A 19,653-nucleotide genomic window follows, 5' to 3' on the forward strand; every position below is an offset into this window, starting at 1 on the left:
AGCAGACCAGCGCCGGGGTCAACAGCCAAAAAGTCGAGACCGACCAGGTGGCCACCGCCATGAACGAGATGGCTGCGACCGTGCAGGAAGTGGCGCGCAATGCCGAGGAAGCTTCTGAGGCCGCCGTGGCCGCCGATCAGCAGGCCCGTGAAGGCGACCAGGTGGTCGGTGAAGCCATCGCCCAGATCGAACGCCTGGCGACCGAAGTCGGCAATTCCACGGTGGCCATGGGCGACCTGAAGCGCGAAAGCGACAAGATCGGCAGCGTGCTCGACGTCATCAAATCCGTGGCCCAGCAAACCAACCTGCTGGCGCTTAACGCAGCCATTGAAGCAGCGCGTGCCGGTGAGGCCGGGCGTGGTTTTGCCGTGGTGGCCGATGAAGTGCGCAGCCTGGCCCAGCGCACGCAGAAGTCCACTGAAGAGATCGAAGAGTTGATCATCGGCCTGCAAAGCGGCACCCAGCAGGTGGCGACCATCATGGACAACAGCCGTGGGCTGACCGAAAGCAGCGTTGAACTGACGCGCCGGGCAGGTAACGCGCTGGGTAATATCACCCGTACCGTCTCGACCATCCAGGCAATGAACTCGCAAATCGCCACCGCCGCCGAGCAACAAAGTGCCGTGGCCGAAGAGATCAACCGCAGTGTCTTGAATGTGCGCGATATCTCGGAGCAAACGGCTGCGGCCAGTGAGGAGACCGCCGCCTCGAGTACCGAACTGGCGCGGCTGGGCACTCATTTGCAAGCATTGGTCGGCCGCTTCAGGGTCTGACACGCTCACACCATGGGGTGGCCCGTGCTGGGTCACCCCCTGCAACTTGTGAAATTTCCTACACGTCTTTCAGGTCAACTCTTACGCGCCCCGTGCCGAAAAGATTTAGCGTTCCCACTCCTCCTGACCTGCGTCAGCCGGATTGCGAAACGCTCTCTTTTTGCTGATGGAGGTGCATCATGTTTCGACCACTGACCCGCGTATTAGGCAACACCAGTGTCACCCTCAAGCTCGTACTGGGCTTCGGCCTGGTACTGGTGCTGTGCATGGCCGTCGCCCTGACGGGATGGCAGGCCCTGAATACCTCACTGTTTCGCGCACATACCTTGACCACTCTTTCCCAGCTGGCGGTGACCGGCGAAGAATTACGTGCCGACCGCATTGTGTACCGCGTCGTGAGTGCCCCCGCGAGTTTTGACAAGCTCAGCCGGCACATGGAAAAAATCGATGCTTATCTGGTCGGGTTGGCCGACCGCCTGAAAATCCCCGCCCACTTGCAACAAGTTCAAGAGTCCAGCCGCCTCAGCGCTCGCTTCAAGACGGCACTGGGTGGGCTGCCCAACTTGATGGAACAACGCGAGCAAGCGCAGAAGCAGCTCACCAGTAGCTCCGTAGCGGCCAGCGACATCCTTGGGCAACTTTCCAGTGACTTGCCCGACCAGAACGATGAGAAAGCCCTGGATAGCGTGGAAAACCTGCGCCAGGCCATGGAAAAAGCCGAAGACCGCGCCAAGGCGCCGGCATGGGCCGCAGACACACTGCAAATCTACACCCAAGGCGTGGACGACGCGCTCAAGGCCCTCGACAGTGCCCAGTCTGGCGTGACGGCTTTACCGGTCGACAGCACCGCTCTGAACAGCGCTCTGCTCGACTATCGTGCCCAACTCAACCGCGTCAAGGACGCGCAGGTCACCGTTGAAAACACCCAGAATCAACTGGAGCAGTGGCTGGACCAGTTACTCTCGCAAAGCGACCGCCTGAGTGAGGAACAGACTCTGCAACGCGACAAAGAAGCAGACTTGGCTCGCCTGATGATGTTCTACGTGACAGGCGCAGCGCTGCTGCTCGGCGCCCTCGCCGCCTGGCTGATCGCCGGCCAGATCGTGCGGCCGTTGCGCCAGGCGCTGCTGACCGCCAACCGCATCGCCGAGGGCGACCTGAGCCACGACATCACTACCTCGCGGCGCGACGAACTGGGCCAATTGCAACGCAGCATCGGCCAGATGACGCTCAACCTGCGCGCCCTGATCGGCGGTATCAACGACAGCGCCCGCCAGATCGCCAGCGCCGCCGAACAATTGTCCGCCGTCACCGAGCAAACTCGCGCCGGGATCAATGGCCAGAAACTGGAGACTGAGCAAGTCGCCACCGCCATGAATGAAATGCTCGCCACCTCCCAGGAGGTCGCACGCCATGCCGAGCAAGCCTCGATTGCCGCCACCGAAGCCGATCAACAAGCGGGTGTGGGCGACCAGGTGGTGGCCGAAGCGATTACCCATATCGAGCATCTGGCCGAGCAGATGAACCGCTCCAGCCTGGCGATGCAAGGCTTGCAACAGGAAAGCCAGAAGATCGGCAGCGTGCTGGAGGTGATCAAATCGGTGTCCGAGCAAACCAACCTGCTGGCCCTTAACGCCGCTATCGAAGCGGCACGCGCGGGTGAGGCAGGTCGCGGTTTCGCCGTAGTGGCCGACGAGGTACGCACCCTGGCCCAGCGCACCCAGCAATCAGCCGAGGAAATCGAGGTGTTGATCGAGGGTTTGCAGCGGGGCACGCAACACACCGCCGATATCCTGGACAACAGCCTCAGCCTGACCGACAACAGCGTGGAGCTGACGCGTCGCGCAGGCGCGGCTCTTGCCAACATCACCCGCACGGTATCGGTGATTCAAGAGATGAACCCACAGATTGCCGCAGCAGCCGAGGAGCAAAGCGCGGTGGCCGAAGAGATCAACCGCAGCGTACTGAAGGTCAAGGATGCGTCGGAACAAACCTCGACCGCCAGTGAGCAGACGGCGGCGGCCAGCATTGAGCTGGCGCGCCTGGGCACAGACCTGGCGCGCTCGGTAGGCCGGTTCAAGGTCTGAGCGGTTACAGCACCTGGCGCAGGAAAGCTTGTGCCCGTGGGTCTTGGGGGGAAGCAAAAAAGGCGGCGGGCGCGGCATCTTCCAGCAGTTTGCCGTGGTCGAAAAACAGCACCCGGTCCGCCACTTCCCGGGCAAAGCCCATCTCGTGGGTGACGCAGACCATGGTCATGCCTTCCAGGGCCAGGGTTTTCATCACGTCCAACACTTCACCGACCATTTCCGGGTCAAGGGCCGAGGTGGGCTCGTCAAACAGCATCACCTTGGGTTCCATAGCCAGGGCCCGGGCAATCGCGACCCGCTGCTGCTGGCCGCCAGACAGCCGTGAGGGAAACTCGTTGGCCTTCTGTGCAATGCCGACCTTTTCCAACAGAGCCAGGGCCTTGGCTTCGCGCTCCCGCTTGCCGCGCTTGCGCACGACCTTTTGCGCCAGGCACAAGTTTTCCAGCACGGTCATATGGGGGAACAGGTTGAAATGCTGGAACACCATGCCGACTTCACGGCGATAGGCATTCACATCGGTCTTCGGGTCAGCCAGTTGCAGGCCGTCGATGCTCACCGAACCCGAGTCGAACTCCTCTAGCCCATTGAGGCAGCGCAAGAAGGTGGACTTGCCGGAACCGGACGGGCCGATCACCACCAGCACTTCGCCCTTGGCCACTTGGGTGGTGACGTGATCCACCGCGCGCACCACGTGCCCGCGGGTATCGAAGACTTTTACCAGATCGCGCACTTCAATCACTTTGGGCGAGCCTCCGCTCAAGCCGGCTGGCCATTTTCGACAGCGGCAGGTTGATCAGCAGGTACAGGCCTGCCACGCAGAACAGAATCTCAAACGGCGAGAACGAGGTGGTGATCACTTCGCGGCCACTCTTGAGCAGCTCGGTAATCGCAATCACCGACACCAGCGACGTGTCTTTTACCAGGCTGATAAATTGCCCGGCCAGGGGCGGTAGCACGCGCTTGAAGGCTTGCGGCAACACCACATGACGCATCGACTGGCTGGCACTCAAACCCAGGGAACGCGCCGCTTCGTCCTGGCCACGGGTGATGGACTGCACACCGGCGCGGACGATTTCCGCCACATAGGCACCGGTGAACAACGACAGCGCAGCGATCCCGGCGAACTCCCGGGACAGGTTGAGCACCGTGCCGATAAAGAAATAGAAAATGAAGATCTGCACCAGCAGCGGCGTACCGCGCACCAGTTCAACGTAGATAGTCGACAGGTCGCGCAAGGTCGGGTTTTTGGAGAGCCGGCACAACCCGGTCGCCAAACCGATCGCCAAACCGAGGATGCCGGACACCACCGACAGCCACAACGTGGTCCACAAGCCCCACATCAGCGGCCCCAGCGCCCAGTGGCGGGTCACGCCGACTACATCGCCTTCGGCCACATCGTCGCCGCGAGCCACTTGCAGGCTGTTATCGGCAACCGTGAGCTTTTGCTCGGCCCCCGCGTCGTTGCGCAGGGTGACTTCGGCCATATCGCCTTTGCGCACCAACTCGACCACGGTGGAAATATCCGCGGCGCGCTGGGACGTTTCGGCTTGATAGGCGAAGTACTGCGGGACACGGTTCCAGCGCCACTCGTAGGACATCAACGAGGTGGCGTAGTACAAGGCGCCAGCCAGGCCGACCAGCACGACCACGGTCAGCAGGTGCCAGGGCCATTGGGCTTTTTTCTGTTTCATTTCACTTTCCAGGATTTTTGTCGCCTGTGATGCCGCCTTCGCGAGCAAGTCGAATCGTCGCACCGCCGCTCCCACATTTTGACCGCATTCTCATGTTGGAACTCGGTCAAGTGTGGGAGCGGGCTTGCTCGCGAAGGGCGCGACTCGGTATTCAGCCAGCCTTATTCCATGTCCTTGAGCCACTCGGAGCTCTTGAACCACTTGTCATGGATGCGATCGTAGGTACCGTCGTTACGGATCTGGTGCAGGAAGTTGTTGATGAAGTTGATGCTGTCGTAATCGCCTTTCTTCAAACCGAACGCCAAGGGCTCGAAGGTGAAGGGTTCTTCCAGGAACACCAGCTTGCCGTTGCCGACTTTCTTCTCGGCAACCACGTTGTACGGCGCGTCATACACAAAGGCATCGGCCTTGCCGTTGACCACGTCCAGTACACCTTCCTGCTCGTTGTCGTAGCCGTGGTACTTGGCCTTGGAGATCAGCTTCTTGGCGACCATTTCACCGGTGGTACCGAGCTTGGAGGTCAGGCGGTACTTCTCGTCGTTCAGGTCTTTGTAGGACTTGATGGTGCCTTCCAGGTCCTTGCGAATCAGCAGAGTCTGGCCAACCACGATGAAGGGTTCGCTGAAGTTCAGGCGCAGGTTGCGCTCCTGGGTCAGGGTCATGCCGCTGCCGATCATGTCGAACTTGCCGGTCAGGAAGGCAGGGATGATGCCGTCATAACCCGTGGAGACCAGCTCCAGCTTGACGCCCATGGACTTGGCCATGGCCTTGAGGATGTCGACTTCGAAGCCGATGATTTCACCGCGCTTGTCAGTCATTTCGAACGGCATATAGGTCGGGTCCATGCCGACTTTCAACGTGCCGCGCTTGACCGCATCATCGATGGCGCCGGCCTGGGCCGCAGTGGCAGCGACCATCGCGGTGACGCCGAGCAACAGCATCGAAAGATACTTTTTCATCATCAAGTCCCCTGAACGATTCTTATAAGGTCGGCGCGCAAAAGGGCTGCGCCATTTCGGGGAGCGATCCTAACCCACTCGTTGTCCGTCACAAAGGTTTCACGGGTAAATGTTATCGGCGTATGTCGGAAAAGACTTACAACGCTGCAGCCAAGCGCAGGGGTAGACACATCCGCGCCGCCATTCGGCAATTGATTGATGTGTAAGTAGTTATGACGATCACTCAATCTCTGCCAACCAGGCGGTGTCTGTGAACCACTTGTCATGCAGGCTATCGTAGGTGCCGTCCTGGGCGATCTGGTTGAGGAAGTGATTGATCCAATTGAGGCTGTCGTAATCACCTTTTTTCACGCCGAAGGCCAGAGGTTCGAAGGTGAAAGGTTGTTCCAGTGTCAGCAATGCACTGTTTTGCGGTCGACTCATTGCGATCAGGTTATAGGGCGCGTCATGAATGAATGCGTCGGCCTCGCCCTGCACTACCTGTCGCACGCCTTCTTCCGGGGAAGACAAACTGATGAGTTGCGCCGCCCCCACGAAGCGCCGCGCTGCTGCCTCTCCGGTGGTGCCTTCAATGACAGCGATCCGGTAACCGGCCTCGTCCAAGTCTTCGATGCTGGAAACCGTACCCGCCAGCCTGGGGTGCAACAGCACGGTCTGGCCCACCACGATGAACGAGTCACTGAAGTTAAGCTTCAGATTGCGCTCCTGAGTGACCGTCATGCCACTGCCAATCAGATCAAACTTTTTCGCCGTCAGCCCCGGCAGTAACTCCGTATAGGGCACAGCAACCAGCTCGAGCTCCACGCCCAGCGCCCGGCTCATAGCGCGCAGCAAGTCGATCTCGAAACCCACAATGAGCCCCTGCTTATCAAGCATTTCAAAAGGCACGTAATTGGGCGTTGTACCGACTTTCAACACGCCACGGCGGACAGCGTCGTCCAGCGCGCCGGCACTCAGCAAGCCGGCCTGTATCAATAGGAAAAAGCTAACCAGTAATACCGAACAATACCTTTTGATCATAAATACCCCCATGGCGAGTCAAATTTGGGGGGCGATCCTACCCCAGCAACAGGCACGGAAATACGCTTCGAACAAAGGTCTTTTGTTTCGAAATAACAAGGAGTTAGAGAAAAAAGGAAGGGGCGGGAAACGCTGTAGGATCAACGCTTGAAACGCCCCCGAGGCGAGCCCTCGGGGGTGTCTGAATCAGGCCGGCTGGGCCTGCGGCGACTGCGGTTGCAGCGGCAGCAACGGCGCGTGCGGATCAGACTTGATCGATGCACGCCAGGCACCGAGCCACTCGGCATGACATTCGCTCCAGACCTGCTCATGCAAGCGAGCCAGGGCCACCGGATCGCTGAGCAAGGCCAGGCGTTCGCTATTGTTGAGGCCGGCCGGGCCGACTTTCAACGCGTGGCGAACACGCTCCATGCGCAGGTACTCGATCGGCTCTGCCTCCCGGTGCCGCGAGGTCGCCAAGGCGCAGGCCAGGGCGTTCTGCTGCGGGTCGACGACCGAACGCACAAACCCGTCATTGAGGGCGTGCCAGCGGTTTTCGTGAGTGTACTTCTCGGTCGACAGCAGGGCTTGCGGCGGATTGTATTCCTCAGGAATCAGGAACAGGCTCTCGTCGCGGGACTTGAGGCCCAGCTTGACCCGACTGGAAATCACCGACACCGGGATCGACAGCATCAGCGAGCCGACGATCGGGATCAGCCACCACAGGAAGCTTGGGTTCAACCACACCACCAGCAAAGCCCACAGGAAGCCCAGCAAGGTTTGCGGCCCGTGTCGCTTGACTGCTTCGCTCCAAGGGGTGGAGTCGTCGTCACGCTGCGGAGAGTTCCAGGTGGCAGCCCAGCCGAGGAACGCGGCGAGGACGAAGCGGGTGTGGAAAATCATCCGCACCGGCGCCAGCAGCATGGAGAACAACATCTCCAGCAGCATCGACAAGGTCACCTTGAACTTGCCGCCGAACTCTTTCGCACCCTTGGCCCAGATCAGGATGATGCTGAGCAGTTTCGGCAGGAACAACAGCACGATGGTGGTGGAGAACAGCGCCACCGCCTTGTCCGGATGCCATTGTGGCCACAGCGGGTACAACTGGCGTGGGGCCATGAAGTACTGCGGCTCCATCAAGGTGTTCACCGCCAGCAACGCTGTGGACAACACTAGGAAGAAGAACCACAACGGCGCCGACAGGTAGGACATCACGCCGGTCAAGAACACCGCACGGTGCACCGGATGCATACCTTTTACCAGGAACAGGCGGAAGTTCATCAGGTTACCGTGGCACCAGCGACGGTCACGCTTGAGTTCGTCCAGCAGGTTCGGCGGCAGTTCTTCGTAGCTGCCCGGCAGGTCGTAGGCAATCCACACGCCCCAGCCAGCACGGCGCATCAGCGCAGCTTCAACGAAGTCGTGGGAGAGGATCGCACCAGCAAACGCGCCTTTACCGGGCAACGGCGCCAGGGCGCAATGCTCGATAAACGGCTTCATGCGGATAATTGCGTTGTGACCCCAATAGTGGGATTCACCCAACTGCCAGAAGTGCAGGCCAGCGGTAAACAGCGGGCCATATACGCGGGTGGCGAACTGCTGCATGCGCGCATACAGGGTGTCCATGCCCGACGCGCGTGGCGCGGTCTGGATAATCCCTGCATCCGGCGTGGCTTCCATCAGGCGCACCAGGCTGGTCAGGCATTCCCCGCTCATGACGCTGTCGGCGTCGAGAACGACCATGTACTTGTAGTCACCGCCCCAGCGACGGCAGAAGTCGTCGAGGTTACCGCTCTTGCGTTTTACACGACGACGACGACGGCGATAGAAGATCTTGCCGAAGCCACCGGCTTCGCGGCACACGTCGAGCCAGGCTTGCTGTTCGGCGATGCAGATGTCGGCGTCGTTACTGTCGCTGAGCACGAAGAAATCGAAGCGATCCAGATCGCCCGTAGCGGCCACCGATTCGAACGTCGCACGCAGGCCAGCGAATACACGCGGCACGTCTTCGTTGCAGATCGGCATCACCAAGGCGGTGCGCGCATCCTTCGGAATCGGCTCATCACCGGCACTTTTACCGGAGATACGGTATTTATCGTGACCGGTCAGCAGTTCCAGAAAGCCCATCAACGCGGTCCAGAAACCGGCGGAAACCCAGCAGAACAGAATACCGAACATGATCAGGATGCTGGTTTGCAGGGCGTAAGGCAGCACCTGGGTCGCGGTTTGCAGCAGGGTCTGGTTACGGATTTCGTCGAAGTCGACCAGCGACCAGCCCTGGTACGGCATGATGCCTTTCATGTACCAGCCGGCAACGATGGTCTGGCCCAGCATCAACACCAGCAGGATATAGCGACGGATCGAACCCACGGTACGCCAGCGCGCAGCCGGCAATACCCGCTCGTCTTTCGGTGGCTTGGGCGGGTTGGTGCGACCGGTCATCCGGCGCCAGCCGCGCACCAGGATGTTGGTGCGCCAAGGCTCGGGCACCACTTTGGTCCGGCGGATCGGCGGCGTGGCCTTGAGGCACACGCGACCGCTGGCGTCGAGCGCCAGCATTTCCGCGTCTTGCAGCTCTTCAGCGCTGTTGAGGGTCAAGCGACGGCCAACCGATGCTTGGGCAGCGTCGGTCGGGGCGTCGAAGGTCTTGGACGACAGGCGTTCGTGCAACTCGCTGAACGACCTGCAGCCCGCCAATTCGGCGCGCTGCTCAGCCGTCATCGGCAGATGCGCCAGGTACTCGGACAGAGTCTCGGGCGTTACTTGAGAATTACTCATCGGCAGGCAACTGATAGCTCCAGGTTTCGGTCAGGACTTGCTCGGTCTTGATCGGCTCCGGTGTGGCTGGGGCAGCTTCTGGCTGCTGGTCTTGCTTGTCTTTCGCGTCTTTCTTGGCCTGTTTCTCGTGTTGCTTGGCCAGGACCTTATCGGCCTTCAATACATGGTTCGAAACCGGCTCCGGCGCTGGCTGCACGATGTCCTGCACCAGTGCCGCACGCATTTCGGTCGGCTTGCCTGCGTCCTTGATCTTCATACGCAGGGTCAGGCGCCAGCCGTTGGTGTGCTCGTTGTAGCGCACGCTGTTTTCAACCAGCTCAGCGTTATCACCCACGCTCACCTGGCTACGCACCGGAGCGTCCGGCAGCAGTTTCTTCAGGGACGGGCCCTCGAAGTCCACCAGGTAGGCCACGCTGCCGTCTGGCTGACGGATCAGGTTGGATTGCTTCACGTCACCGGTGGAACGCAGGGTCTGCTTGACCCAGGCGCTGTCGGGCGAATGGAATGCAGCGTCGTCCAAAGTCCAGTGCAGGCGGTACGAGACGTCCAGTGGCTTGCCGACTTCCGGCAGTTCAGCCGGGCTCCAGAAGGCTACGATGTTGTCGTTGGTTTCGTCGGCAGTCGGGATCTCTACCAGATCGACGGAGCCCTTGCCCCAATCGCCTTCAGGCTCGATCCACGCGCTTGGGCGCTTGTCGTAGTTGTCATCCAGGTCTTCGTAGTGGCTGAAGTTGCGGCCACGTTGCAGCAGGCCGAACCCACGCGGGTTCTCGACGCTGAAGTTGCTGACCGACAGGTGTTTAGGGTTGTTCAACGGACGCCAAATCCACTCGCCATTGCCAGCATGGATCGACAGGCCGCTGGAATCGTGCAGCTCGCGACGGTAGTTGAGGACCTTGGATGGCTGGTTGGCGCCGAACAGGAACATCGAGGTCAACGGGGCAACGCCCAGCTTGGTGACCTTGTCACGCAGGAACATCTGGGACTTGACGTCGACCACGGTGTCGGTGCCAGGGCGCAGGATCAGGCGATAGGCGCCGGTGGCGCGCGGCGAGTCCAGCAGGGCGAAGATCACCAGGTGCTTGTCACCCGGCTTTGGACGCTCGATCCAGAACTCGGTGAAACGCGGGAATTCTTCGCCGGACGGCAGCGCGGTATCGATGGCCATGCCACGGGCAGACAGGCCGTACACCTGGTCCTTGCCCACGACGCGGAAATAACTGGCGCCGAGCATGGTCATGATTTCGTCTTGCTTGTCGTTCTTGTTGATCGGGTAAAGCACACGGAAGCCGGCATAACCCAGCTGCTCGGTGGCTTTAGGATCAAATTTCACGTCGCCGAAATCGAAACGAGTGGGGTCGTACTTGATTTCATGCACGCTGTCGGCGGTGACTTCGTTGATTTTCACCGGCGTATCGAAGTGCATGCCCTGGTGATAGAAGGACAGCTTGAACGGGGTGTTCTGATCGGCCCACTCGGCTTTTTCGTTGCGGAAACGAATCTTCTGGTAATCAGCGAATTTCATTTCGCGGAATTCGTTCGGCAGATTGCTGCGCGGAGCTTCGTATTTCTGCCCGGCCAGCTCTTTTGCCTTGGCCGACACATCATCCAGACTGAATGCCCACAGTTGACCCGCGCCGAACAGGCAAAACAGGGCAGAACCCGTCACCAGTGCGTTTCGTAACCGTTTGGCAGACAATTTTGGTGCATTACAGGGACTAACAATCACGAGCAACCCTCGCCGAAAACAGATCAAAAAACCAACGGCCAGCTATCTATATGCCAGGTTGGCGAGCATTGTTCCGACTCCCTTAGGGCAAAATGATTCCCCAACGGCTATCGGACAAGTCTCTACCTAAGTCAAAAATGGACCAAACAACGCTGATCCCCGTAGCGCGCGATTATCTAGTAGCCCGCGAGACAACGCATCAGGGACAGTGAAGTATTTGTAGCGAAAACCTGCGTTTTTAGGCATTAAAGTCGTTTTTAATACATTCATGTCTGTAAGAGGAAGGTCACAGGGCCATCATTGACCAAGTGCACCTGCATATCAGCGCCAAAACGCCCTGACGCCACCTTGCCATGCAATTGTTGCGCTTGTAACAACAAGTGATCAAAAAGCGCCGCTCCCAGGGCCGGCGGGGCCGCTGTGGAGAAACTTGGCCGCAGCCCGCTTTTTGTGTCCGCCGCCAGGGTGAACTGCGACACCAGCAGCAAACCGCCACCCATCTCCTTGAGCGACAGGTTCATCTTGCCCTGATCGTCACTGAACACCCGATAGTTAAGCAGCTTATGCAACAGCTTGTCGGCGCTCTCGGGCGTATCTGAAGGCTCGACGGCGACCAGCACCAGCAAACCCTGGTCAATCGCGCCCACGACCTCACCCGCTACTTCGACCCGGGCGCCACGCACCCGCTGCAACAGGCCTTTCATGCTTCTTCAGGCGGCAGATCGAGCAGGCGCCGTGCCATTTCGCCAGTCGCACGCACCAAGGCGTCGGTGATACCCGGCTCGGACGCGGCATGCCCGGCCTCGCGAATCACCTGCAACTCACTGTTGGGCCAGGCCTGATGCAGCTCCCAGGCGTTATCCAGCGGGCAGATCATATCGTAGCGCCCATGAATGATGATGCCAGGCAGATGGGCGATCTTGTGCATGTCGCGAATCAGTTGGTTGGGTTCAAGGAAGGAGTTGTTCGTGAAGTAATGGCACTCGATACGCGCGATGGAGAGCGCACGTTGCGGCTCGGAAAAGCGCTCCACATGCTGCGGGCTCGGGCACAGGCCGAGCATGCGCCCTTCCCAACCGGACCAGGCCTTGGCCGCGTGCATCTGGGCGATCTGGTCGTTGCCGGTCAGGCGCTTGTGGTAAGCGGCGATCATGTCGTGGCGCTCTTCCACGGGGATCGGGGCCCGGTAGTCCTGCCAGTAATCCGGGAACAGCCGACTCGCGCCTTCCTGATAGAACCAGTGGATATCCTGCGGGCGGGCGAGGAAGATGCCACGCACGATCAGGCCATGCACACGCTCGGGATGGGTTTGCGCGTAGGCCAAGGCCAGGGTCGAGCCCCAGGAACCCCCAAACAGCACCCACTTGTCGATACCCAGGTGTTCGCGGATACGCTCGAGGTCGGCGACCAGGTCCCAGGTGGTGTTGTTTTCCAGATTGGCGCGAGGCGTGGAGCGACCGCAGCCCCGCTGGTCGAAGGTCACAATATGGTAAAGGTTAGGATCGAAATAGCAGCGGCTCTGCGCGTCGCAACCGGAACCAGGGCCTCCATGGATGAATACGACGGGCAAGCCTTCGGGGGAGCCACTCTCATCGACATACAGCGTGTGGATGTCATCGACTGCCAGATCATGCCGGGCGTAGGGTTTGATCTGCGGGTACCAAGTCTGCATTGCGCGCTCCGTAGGGTGTCGGGTTCATCCCTGGGGGGACGTCTATTATTTTGCCGTCAGGCATCATAAACCCGAATTGTGCAATGAGCATGTCCTTGAGTACTTAGACCTGTGTCAGCAGTTCGCTCGTCAGATAATCCATCAGATAGTCATACAACTGCATTGAGTCGACTGTCAGCCCGTTATCGGGGGCTTGCCCCCGATAGCTGCTTCACAAACCCTGAATCATCGGTAATGGGTTTGCCCCCAAGATAAAAAACCTTGCAGCAGTTGCTTCAACACCACCTGGGTCGGTTCCGCCAAGTCGGGGCGATAGCGAAACGGCTCAAACTCTTCCATATACGCGCTCTGGCACAACTCCAGTTGCACGGCATGAATATCCTGCTCAGGGTCGCCGTAGTGTCGGGTGATGTGGCCGCCCTTGAAGCGCCCGTTCAGTACGTGGGTGTACTGCGGGTGCATGGCGCAGATAGCCTCGAGTTGGCGGGCCAATTCGGGGGCGCAAGCGGCGCCGTTGAAAGTGCCGAGGTTGAAGTCCGGCAGCTTGCCGTCGAACAGGTGCGGGATCACCGAGCGGATCGAGTGCGCATCGAACAGCAGCGCGTAGCCAAACTCGGCCTTCAGGCGCGCCAGTTCCTCCTGCAGCTTGCGGTGATAAGGGCCCCAGATTTTTTGCAGGTAGGTCGCACGCTCTTCCTCGGAGGGCGTTTGCCCCTCACGGAACAACGGCACGCCATCGAACAGCGTCTCCGGGTACAGGCCGGTGGTGGCGCCCGCATAGAGCGGTTTGTTATCGGAAGGCCGGTTCAAGTCGATGACAAACCGCGAGTACTCCGCGGCCAGGGTGCTGGCGCCCAGTGCTTCGGCAAAGTCATACAACGCAGGAATATGCCAGTCGGTGTCGGGCAAGCTTTGCGCCTCGGGGATCAACCCGGCCTCTACCGCAGGCGTCAGGCGCACGCCGGCATGGGGCATGCTGATCAGCAGCGGCACACGGCCTTGTTTGAAGTTCAGAACCTTATCCACAAAAGCGCTCCTTAAACAGTGACATCGACGCCGTGGCGCACGACGCGTTTTTCCAACTCGCCACCGAGCCAGTAGGCCAAGTCGGCCGGGCGATCAATCTGCCAAGCGACAAAGTCAGCGACCTTGCCCGCCTCCAGCGAACCATGGGTGTCGCCCATGCCCAACGCGGTGGCCGCATGCTGCGTGGCGCCGGCCAGGGCTTCTTCCGGAGTCATGCGAAACAATGTGCACGCCATGTTCAGCATTAACCGCACGGAAAGCGCCGGCGAGGTACCGGGGTTGAGGTCGCTGGCAATAGCGATCTTCACGCCGTGTTTACGCAAGGCCTCCATCGGCGGCAACTGGGTTTCACGCAGGAAGTAGAAAGCCCCCGGCAGCAAGACCGCCACGGTGCCGGCAGCGGCCATGGCGATGGCGTCGTCTTCGGTCATGAACTCCAGGTGGTCCGCCGACAACGCGTGGTAACGCGCCGCCAGGCTCGAGCCGTGCAGCGACGAGAGTTGCTCGGCGTGCAGCTTCACCGGCAGGCCCAGTTGCTGGGCGACTTTAAACACGCGCTCGACCTGCTCCGGAGAAAACGCCAGGTATTCGCAGAACGCGTCCACCGCATCCACCAAGCCTTCTGCAGCCAGGGCCGGGAGCATCTCATTGCAGATGTGCTCGATGTAGTCGTCGGCGCGATCCTTGTACTCCGGCGGCAACGCGTGAGCGGCCAGGCAGGTGGCGCGCACGCTGACCGGGAGCGCTTCACCCAGGCGCCGGGCCACGCGCAACATCTTGCGTTCGTTGGCCAGGTCCAGGCCGTAGCCGGACTTGATCTCCACCGTGGTCACGCCGTCACGCAGCAAACTGCGCAAGCGCTTTTCGGCGCTGGCAAACAGTTCATCTTCCGTGGCGGCGCGGGTGGCACGCACGGTGCTGGCAATACCGCCGCCCTTGGCCGCGATTTCGGCGTAGCTGACGCCCTCGAGGCGCTGCTCGAATTCGCCGCTGCGATTGCCGCCAAACACCGTGTGGGTGTGACAGTCGATCAGCCCGGGGGTGACCCACGCGCCTTGCAGGTCATGCACCTGGGCGTAATCCGCCGTGGGTGCCTGGCTCCGTGGGCCGATCCACTCGATGAGCGAACCGACAGTCACCATGGCGGCATCCTCGATGATCGAGTATTTGCCCTGGGCCATGGTTGCGACGTGGCAGTGTTGCCAAAGCGTTTTCATCAACGCCTCCCTAAGTTATCGATGAGACAAAGCCGGGTCGTAATGGACCTTGGCCGTTTGCCCGGCGGCGGGCTTGACCCACAGCAAGTAGGCGACGATCAGCAGCACGATCCACACGGCACCGACCATCAAGGCCGCCTGGGTGCCCGGGAAGTACCCGAGCACGCCAAATACGAACAGCATGAACACAATGGCCGCTGCCGGCGCATAGGGCCAGAACGGCACCGGGAATTTCAGCTCGGCGACCTGCTCCTTGGTCATCGAGCGACGCATGGCGACCTGGGTGAACAGAATCATCAACCACACCCACACAGTGGCGAAGGTGGCAATCGAGGCGATCAGCAGGAATACGTTTTCCGGGATCAGGTAGTTGAGCACCACACCGCCGAGCAAGGCGGCGCCCATCACCACCACGGTCATCCACGGCACGCCCTGCCTGGACAGTTGGGCAAAGCCCTTGGGCGCCTGACCTTGTTGGGCCAGGCCGTACATCATGCGGCCGGCGCCGAAGATGTCGCTATTGATCGCCGACACGGCCGCCGAGATCACCACGATATTGAGGATGGTCGCCGCCGAGCCTATCCCCAGGTTGCTGAAGATCTGCACGAACGGGCTGCCCTGGCTACCGATCTGCGGCCATGGGTAGATCGCCATCAACACGAACAGGGTCAGCACGTAGAACAACAGGATACGCAGTGGCACTGCATTGATCGCCTTGGGGATCACCCGTTGCGGGTCCTTGGCTTCACCGGCAGTAATGCCGATGATTTCGATACCGCCGAAGGCGAACATCACCACCGCAAACGAGGCGATCAGCCCGCCGATGCCGTTGGGCATAAAGCCGCCGTGGGCCCACAGGTTGCTCAGGCCACTGGCCTGGGTTTCGCCAGCCGAGTGAATGCCAAACAGCATGATGCCGAAGCCGCCGAGGATCATCGCCACGATGGCGCCGACCTTGAGCAGCGACAGCCAGAACTCCATTTCGCCAAACACTTTGACGTTGCACAGGTTCAGGCCGCCGATCAGAAACACGATGCCCAGCACCCAGACCCAGCGTGCGACTTCGGGAAACCAGAAGCCCATGTAGATGCCGAAGGCGGTGACGTCGGCAAGGCAGACGATGATCATTTCAAACGCGTAGGTCCAACCGAGGATAAACCCGGCCATGGGCCCCAGGTAGGTGCTGGCGTAATGGCCGAAGGAGCCGGATACCGGATTGTGCACGGCCATCTCACCGAGGGCGCGCATCACCATGAACACCGCGGCGCCGCCGATCAGGTAGGCCAGCAGCACGGCGGGGCCGGCCATCTGGATGGCGGAGGCGGAGCCATAGAACAGCCCGGTGCCGATTGCGGAACCCAGCGCCATGAAACGAATATGGCGGGCGTTGAGCCCGCGTTTCAAACCTTTTTCTTGCTGGTGCATTTCTCTTCCCTAATTATTCTTGTCCGAGAAAAACGCGACCTCACCTGTAGGAGCGAGCTTGCTCGCGAAAAACCTGAGAGCGCTGATGGATGTCAGGTTTACCGCGTAATCGTTGGCGATTTTCGCGAGCAAGCTCGCTCCTACAGTGAAGGCAGCGGCGTGTTAGAGGCTTGGCAGCAACTTGGCCGGCACCAGCTCATTCAGGCAACGGGTGGCGAGCAGTTCGCTGGCGGCGTTGATGTCCGGGGCGAAGAAGCGGTCCTTGTCATAGAACGCCACTTTGTCGCGCAGAATGCCGCGGGCTTTTTCCAGTTTTGGCGAGGTTTTCAGGCCGTCGCGCAGGTCCAGGCCCTGGCAGGCTGCGAGCCATTCCACCGCGAGGATGCCACGGGTGTTCTCGGCCATTTCCCACAGACGCTTGCCCGCAGCCGGGGCCATGGAGACGTGGTCCTCCTGGTTTGCCGAGGTCGGCAGGCTGTCGACGCTATGGGGATGGGCCAGTGCCTTGTTTTCACTGGCGAGCGCGGCAGCCGTCACCTGGGCGATCATGAAGCCGGAGTTCACCCCGCCATTGCCCACCAGGAACGGCGGCAGTTGCGACATGTGCTTGTCCATCATCAGCGAGATGCGGCGCTCGCTCAGAGAACCGATTTCAGCGATGGCCAGGGCCATGTTGTCGGCAGCCATGGCCACCGGTTCGGCGTGGAAGTTACCGCCGGAAATAACGTCGCCTTCGGCGGCAAATACCAGCGGGTTATCCGACACCGCGTTGGCTTCGACCACCAGTACTTCGGCAGCCTGGCGGAACTGGGTCAGGCACGCGCCCATGACCTGTGGCTGGCAACGCAGGGAGTACGGGTCTTGCACCTTGTCGCAGTTCTGGTGCGACTGCGAGACCTGGCTGCTTTCGCCCAGCAGGTCGCGATAGGCCGCAGCCGAGTCGATCTGCCCACGCTGGCCACGAGCGGCATGAATACGCGCATCGAACGGCGAGCGCGAACCCAGTACCGCTTCCACGGTGAGGCCGCCACAGGTAAGCGCGCCGGCGAACAGGTCTTCACCTTCGAACAGGCCGCGCAACGCGTAAGCAGTGGATACCTGAGTACCGTTGAGCAGGGCCAGGCCTTCTTTGGCAGCCAGGGTCAGCGGCGTAAGGCCGGCGACTTTCAGCGCTTCGGTCGCTTCAAGCCATTCGCCCTTGTAGCGCGCCTTGCCTTCGCCGAGCAGCACCAGGGACATATGCGCCAATGGCGCCAGGTCACCGGATGCACCAACCGAACCTTTCAGTGGAATGTGCGGGTACACCTCGGCGTTGATCAGCGCGATCAGCGCGTCGATCACCTGGCGACGAATCCCGGAAAACCCACGGCTCAGGCTGTTGACCTTGAGCACCATGACCAGCCGCACCAGCGCATCGCTGATCGGCTCACCCACGCCAGCGGCATGGGACAGCACCAGCGAGCGTTGGAGGTTCTCCAGGTCTTCGCTGGCGATGCGGGTCGAAGCGAGCAGGCCAAAACCAGTGTTGATGCCGTAGGCGGTGCGGTTCTCGGTGAGAATCTGCTCCACACAGGCGACGCTGGCTTCGATCTGGGCCGAGGCGCTGTCATCCAGGCTGAGGGTTACCGGCTGCTGGTAGATGGCACGCAGTTGGGCAAGGCTCAGTTGGCCTGGAATCAGATTTAGCGCAGTCACATTCATGCTCCTTTGAATTGTTTTTTGAATAAGTAGTCAGTGCAATTGGGGTAATACGTGGTGCAGCAAAGTGGGGTCTTCAAGCAGCGCGGCGGCACTGGCGATGTCCGGGGCCAGCCAGCGATCCTGTTCATACGGCGCAACCTGCTCACGCAGCAGGCGCCAGGCATTCTCGGTGCCCGCGCCGAAGCGCTGGCCTTTGAGGAACTCGAACGCCTGGGCCGCCAGCAGGTATTCGATGGCGAGAATCTGGGTAATGTTGGCCAGCACCTGGTGCAGCTTGAGCGCGGCGTTGGTGCCCATGCTCAAGTGGTCTTCCTGCAAGCCGGAGGTGACGAAGTTGTCGAGCACCGCAGGTTGCGCCAACTGACGGTTCTGCCCGCACAAGGACGCCGCGACGTACTGCACGATCATCATCCCGGAGTTGACCCCGGGGTTACTCACCAGGAAGGCCGGCAAGCCGCTGACGTGCGGGTTGATCAGGCGGTCCAGGCGGCGCTCGGCCACCGAGCCGATTTCGGCCATGGCAATCGCCAGCATGTCCGCCGCCAACGCCACGGACTGGCCGTGGGGGTTGGCCTGGGATACCACGCGGTAGTTGTCCGGCGTGCCAAGCACCAGTGGGTTGTCCGTGGCGCTGTTGAGTTCGGTCTCGATCTGGCGCGTGGCGTGTTCCACTTGGTCACGCGCCGCGCCGTGGATCTGCGGGATCGAGCGAATGCTCAGGGCGTCCTGGGTGCGAATACCTTTGCTGCTGGCGATCACTTCACTGCCGTCGAGCAGGGCACGCAGGTTGATGCCGACTTGCTGCATGCCCGGGTGCGGTTTGAGGGCGATGATTTCTTGGTCAAAAGCATCGATCTGGCCACGCTGGGCTTCGAAACTCATGGCGCCGATCACGTCGGCCCATTGCAGCAAATGGTGAGCATCGGCCAGGGCCAGGCAGCTCAGGCCGGTCATGCACGGTGTGCCGTTGACCAGGCACAGGCCGTCCTTGGCACCGAGCACCACGGGTTGCAAGCCTTCTGCTTGTAATGCTTCTAGCGCCGTCACGATCTGACCGCGGTAGCTCACATTGCCGACGCCGAGCAAGGCCACGCCGATATGGGCCATGTGGGTCAGGTAGCCTACCGAGCCCTGGGACGGCACGTGTGGGGTGATGCCGTGATTGAGCAGCGCCAGCAGCGAGTGCACCACCTGCGGATGCAGGCCGGACTTGCCGTGGCTGTAGTTGATGATCGCCGCGCAGATGATCGCGCGGGTCTGCTCGTCGCTGAGCACCGGGCCGACGCCACACGCGTGGCTCAGCAGTGTATTGCGCGACAGCTGGCTGAGTTGCTCGCCCTTGAGCGACACATTGCACAACGCGCCCAGGCCGGTGTTGACGCCATAGGCACGCTCGCCGCTGGCAACGATGCGTTGCACGATGGCCTGGGCATTGTCGATACGCGCCCAGGCCTGGCCCGAGAGTTCGAGCACTGCGCCATGGCGGGCCACGGCGGTCACGTCCTGCCAGCGCATCGGGCTGTCGGCGATGATTATTTTTGTTGTTGCCTGGGGCATCTTCATACCTTCTTCAATTCTTGTGCAGCCTTACCGGCC

Annotated in this window: 15 protein-coding genes and 1 pseudogene; 2 read left to right on the forward strand and 14 right to left on the reverse strand. The window is 60.8% G+C overall.

Annotated elements, in window-relative coordinates:
• Nucleotides 1-59 precede the first annotated feature (59 nt).
• Nucleotides 60-773 (forward strand): methyl-accepting chemotaxis protein, encoded by a 714-nt coding sequence (locus FRT59_RS27550; protein WP_411829018.1) that lies wholly within the window; start codon nt 60-62, stop codon nt 771-773.
• 179 nt (nt 774-952) lie between these two features.
• Complete coding sequence (locus FRT59_RS15275; protein ID WP_153871587.1) at nt 953-2,860, forward strand: methyl-accepting chemotaxis protein; 1,908 nt, start codon at nt 953-955, stop codon at nt 2,858-2,860.
• A gap of 4 nt (nt 2,861-2,864) precedes the next feature.
• On the opposite strand, the gene FRT59_RS15280 is transcribed toward FRT59_RS15275, so the two are convergent.
• From FRT59_RS15280 to hutH (FRT59_RS15340), 14 genes and pseudogenes are all read right to left on the reverse strand, one after another.
• Nucleotides 2,865-3,599 (reverse strand): amino acid ABC transporter ATP-binding protein, encoded by a 735-nt coding sequence (locus FRT59_RS15280; protein WP_198809700.1) that lies wholly within the window; start codon nt 3,597-3,599, stop codon nt 2,865-2,867.
• The gene (locus FRT59_RS15285; RefSeq protein WP_034117317.1) at nt 3,592-4,551 is read right to left on the reverse strand and encodes an amino acid ABC transporter permease; all 960 of its coding nucleotides are present in this window, start codon (nt 4,549-4,551) and stop codon (nt 3,592-3,594) included. The genes FRT59_RS15280 and FRT59_RS15285 overlap by 8 nt, the downstream gene beginning before the upstream one ends.
• 161 nt (nt 4,552-4,712) lie before the next feature.
• Nucleotides 4,713-5,510, reverse strand: coding sequence for a transporter substrate-binding domain-containing protein (locus tag FRT59_RS15290; protein ID WP_034117316.1), 798 nt, complete (start codon nt 5,508-5,510; stop codon nt 4,713-4,715).
• A 219-nt stretch (nt 5,511-5,729) separates the two neighbouring features.
• Nucleotides 5,730-6,530: a transporter substrate-binding domain-containing protein gene (locus tag FRT59_RS15295; protein ID WP_034117315.1), complete on the reverse strand. Its 801-nt coding sequence runs from the start codon at nt 6,528-6,530 to the stop codon at nt 5,730-5,732.
• 186 nt (nt 6,531-6,716) lie between these two features.
• The gene (gene mdoH / locus FRT59_RS15300) at nt 6,717-9,287 is read right to left on the reverse strand and encodes a glucans biosynthesis glucosyltransferase MdoH (protein ID WP_153871589.1); all 2,571 of its coding nucleotides are present in this window, start codon (nt 9,285-9,287) and stop codon (nt 6,717-6,719) included.
• Nucleotides 9,280-11,016, reverse strand: coding sequence for a glucan biosynthesis protein G (locus FRT59_RS15305; protein ID WP_325167944.1), 1,737 nt, complete (start codon nt 11,014-11,016; stop codon nt 9,280-9,282). The genes mdoH and FRT59_RS15305 overlap by 8 nt, the downstream gene beginning before the upstream one ends.
• Before the next feature lie 266 nt (nt 11,017-11,282).
• Nucleotides 11,283-11,720 (reverse strand): D-aminoacyl-tRNA deacylase, encoded by a 438-nt coding sequence (gene dtd / locus FRT59_RS15310; RefSeq protein WP_034117313.1) that lies wholly within the window; start codon nt 11,718-11,720, stop codon nt 11,283-11,285.
• Complete coding sequence (pip, locus tag FRT59_RS15315; protein ID WP_153871591.1) at nt 11,717-12,688, reverse strand: prolyl aminopeptidase; 972 nt, start codon at nt 12,686-12,688, stop codon at nt 11,717-11,719. Before pip ends, dtd begins: the two co-directional genes overlap by 4 nt.
• A 225-nt stretch (nt 12,689-12,913) precedes the next feature.
• Nucleotides 12,914-13,714, reverse strand: a complete 801-nt coding sequence (gene hutG / locus FRT59_RS15320) for an N-formylglutamate deformylase (protein ID WP_034117311.1) — start codon at nt 13,712-13,714, stop codon at nt 12,914-12,916.
• Between the two features lie 11 nt (nt 13,715-13,725).
• A complete protein-coding gene (gene hutI, locus FRT59_RS15325) occupies nt 13,726-14,931 on the reverse strand; it encodes an imidazolonepropionase (RefSeq protein ID WP_153871592.1) in 1,206 nt (401 codons plus the stop codon).
• 15 nt (nt 14,932-14,946) lie between these two features.
• Nucleotides 14,947-16,356, reverse strand: a complete 1,410-nt coding sequence (locus tag FRT59_RS15330) for an amino acid permease (protein ID WP_153871593.1) — start codon at nt 16,354-16,356, stop codon at nt 14,947-14,949.
• A gap of 45 nt (nt 16,357-16,401) precedes the next feature.
• Nucleotides 16,402-16,488 (reverse strand): annotated as a pseudogene (locus FRT59_RS27260) (outer membrane lipoprotein carrier protein LolA); the annotation flags it as partial.
• Nucleotides 16,489-16,518: 30 nt separating this feature from the next.
• Nucleotides 16,519-18,057 (reverse strand): histidine ammonia-lyase, encoded by a 1,539-nt coding sequence (gene hutH, locus FRT59_RS15335; RefSeq protein ID WP_153871594.1) that lies wholly within the window; start codon nt 18,055-18,057, stop codon nt 16,519-16,521.
• A gap of 30 nt (nt 18,058-18,087) precedes the next feature.
• Entirely contained in the window at nt 18,088-19,614 is a 1,527-nt protein-coding gene (gene hutH, locus FRT59_RS15340; protein WP_153871736.1) for a histidine ammonia-lyase, read from the reverse strand.
• Between the last annotated feature and the right edge of the window lie 39 nt (nt 19,615-19,653).

It is taken from the genome of Pseudomonas haemolytica (assembly GCF_009659625.1).
GTDB lineage: Bacteria > Pseudomonadota > Gammaproteobacteria > Pseudomonadales > Pseudomonadaceae > Aquipseudomonas > Aquipseudomonas haemolytica.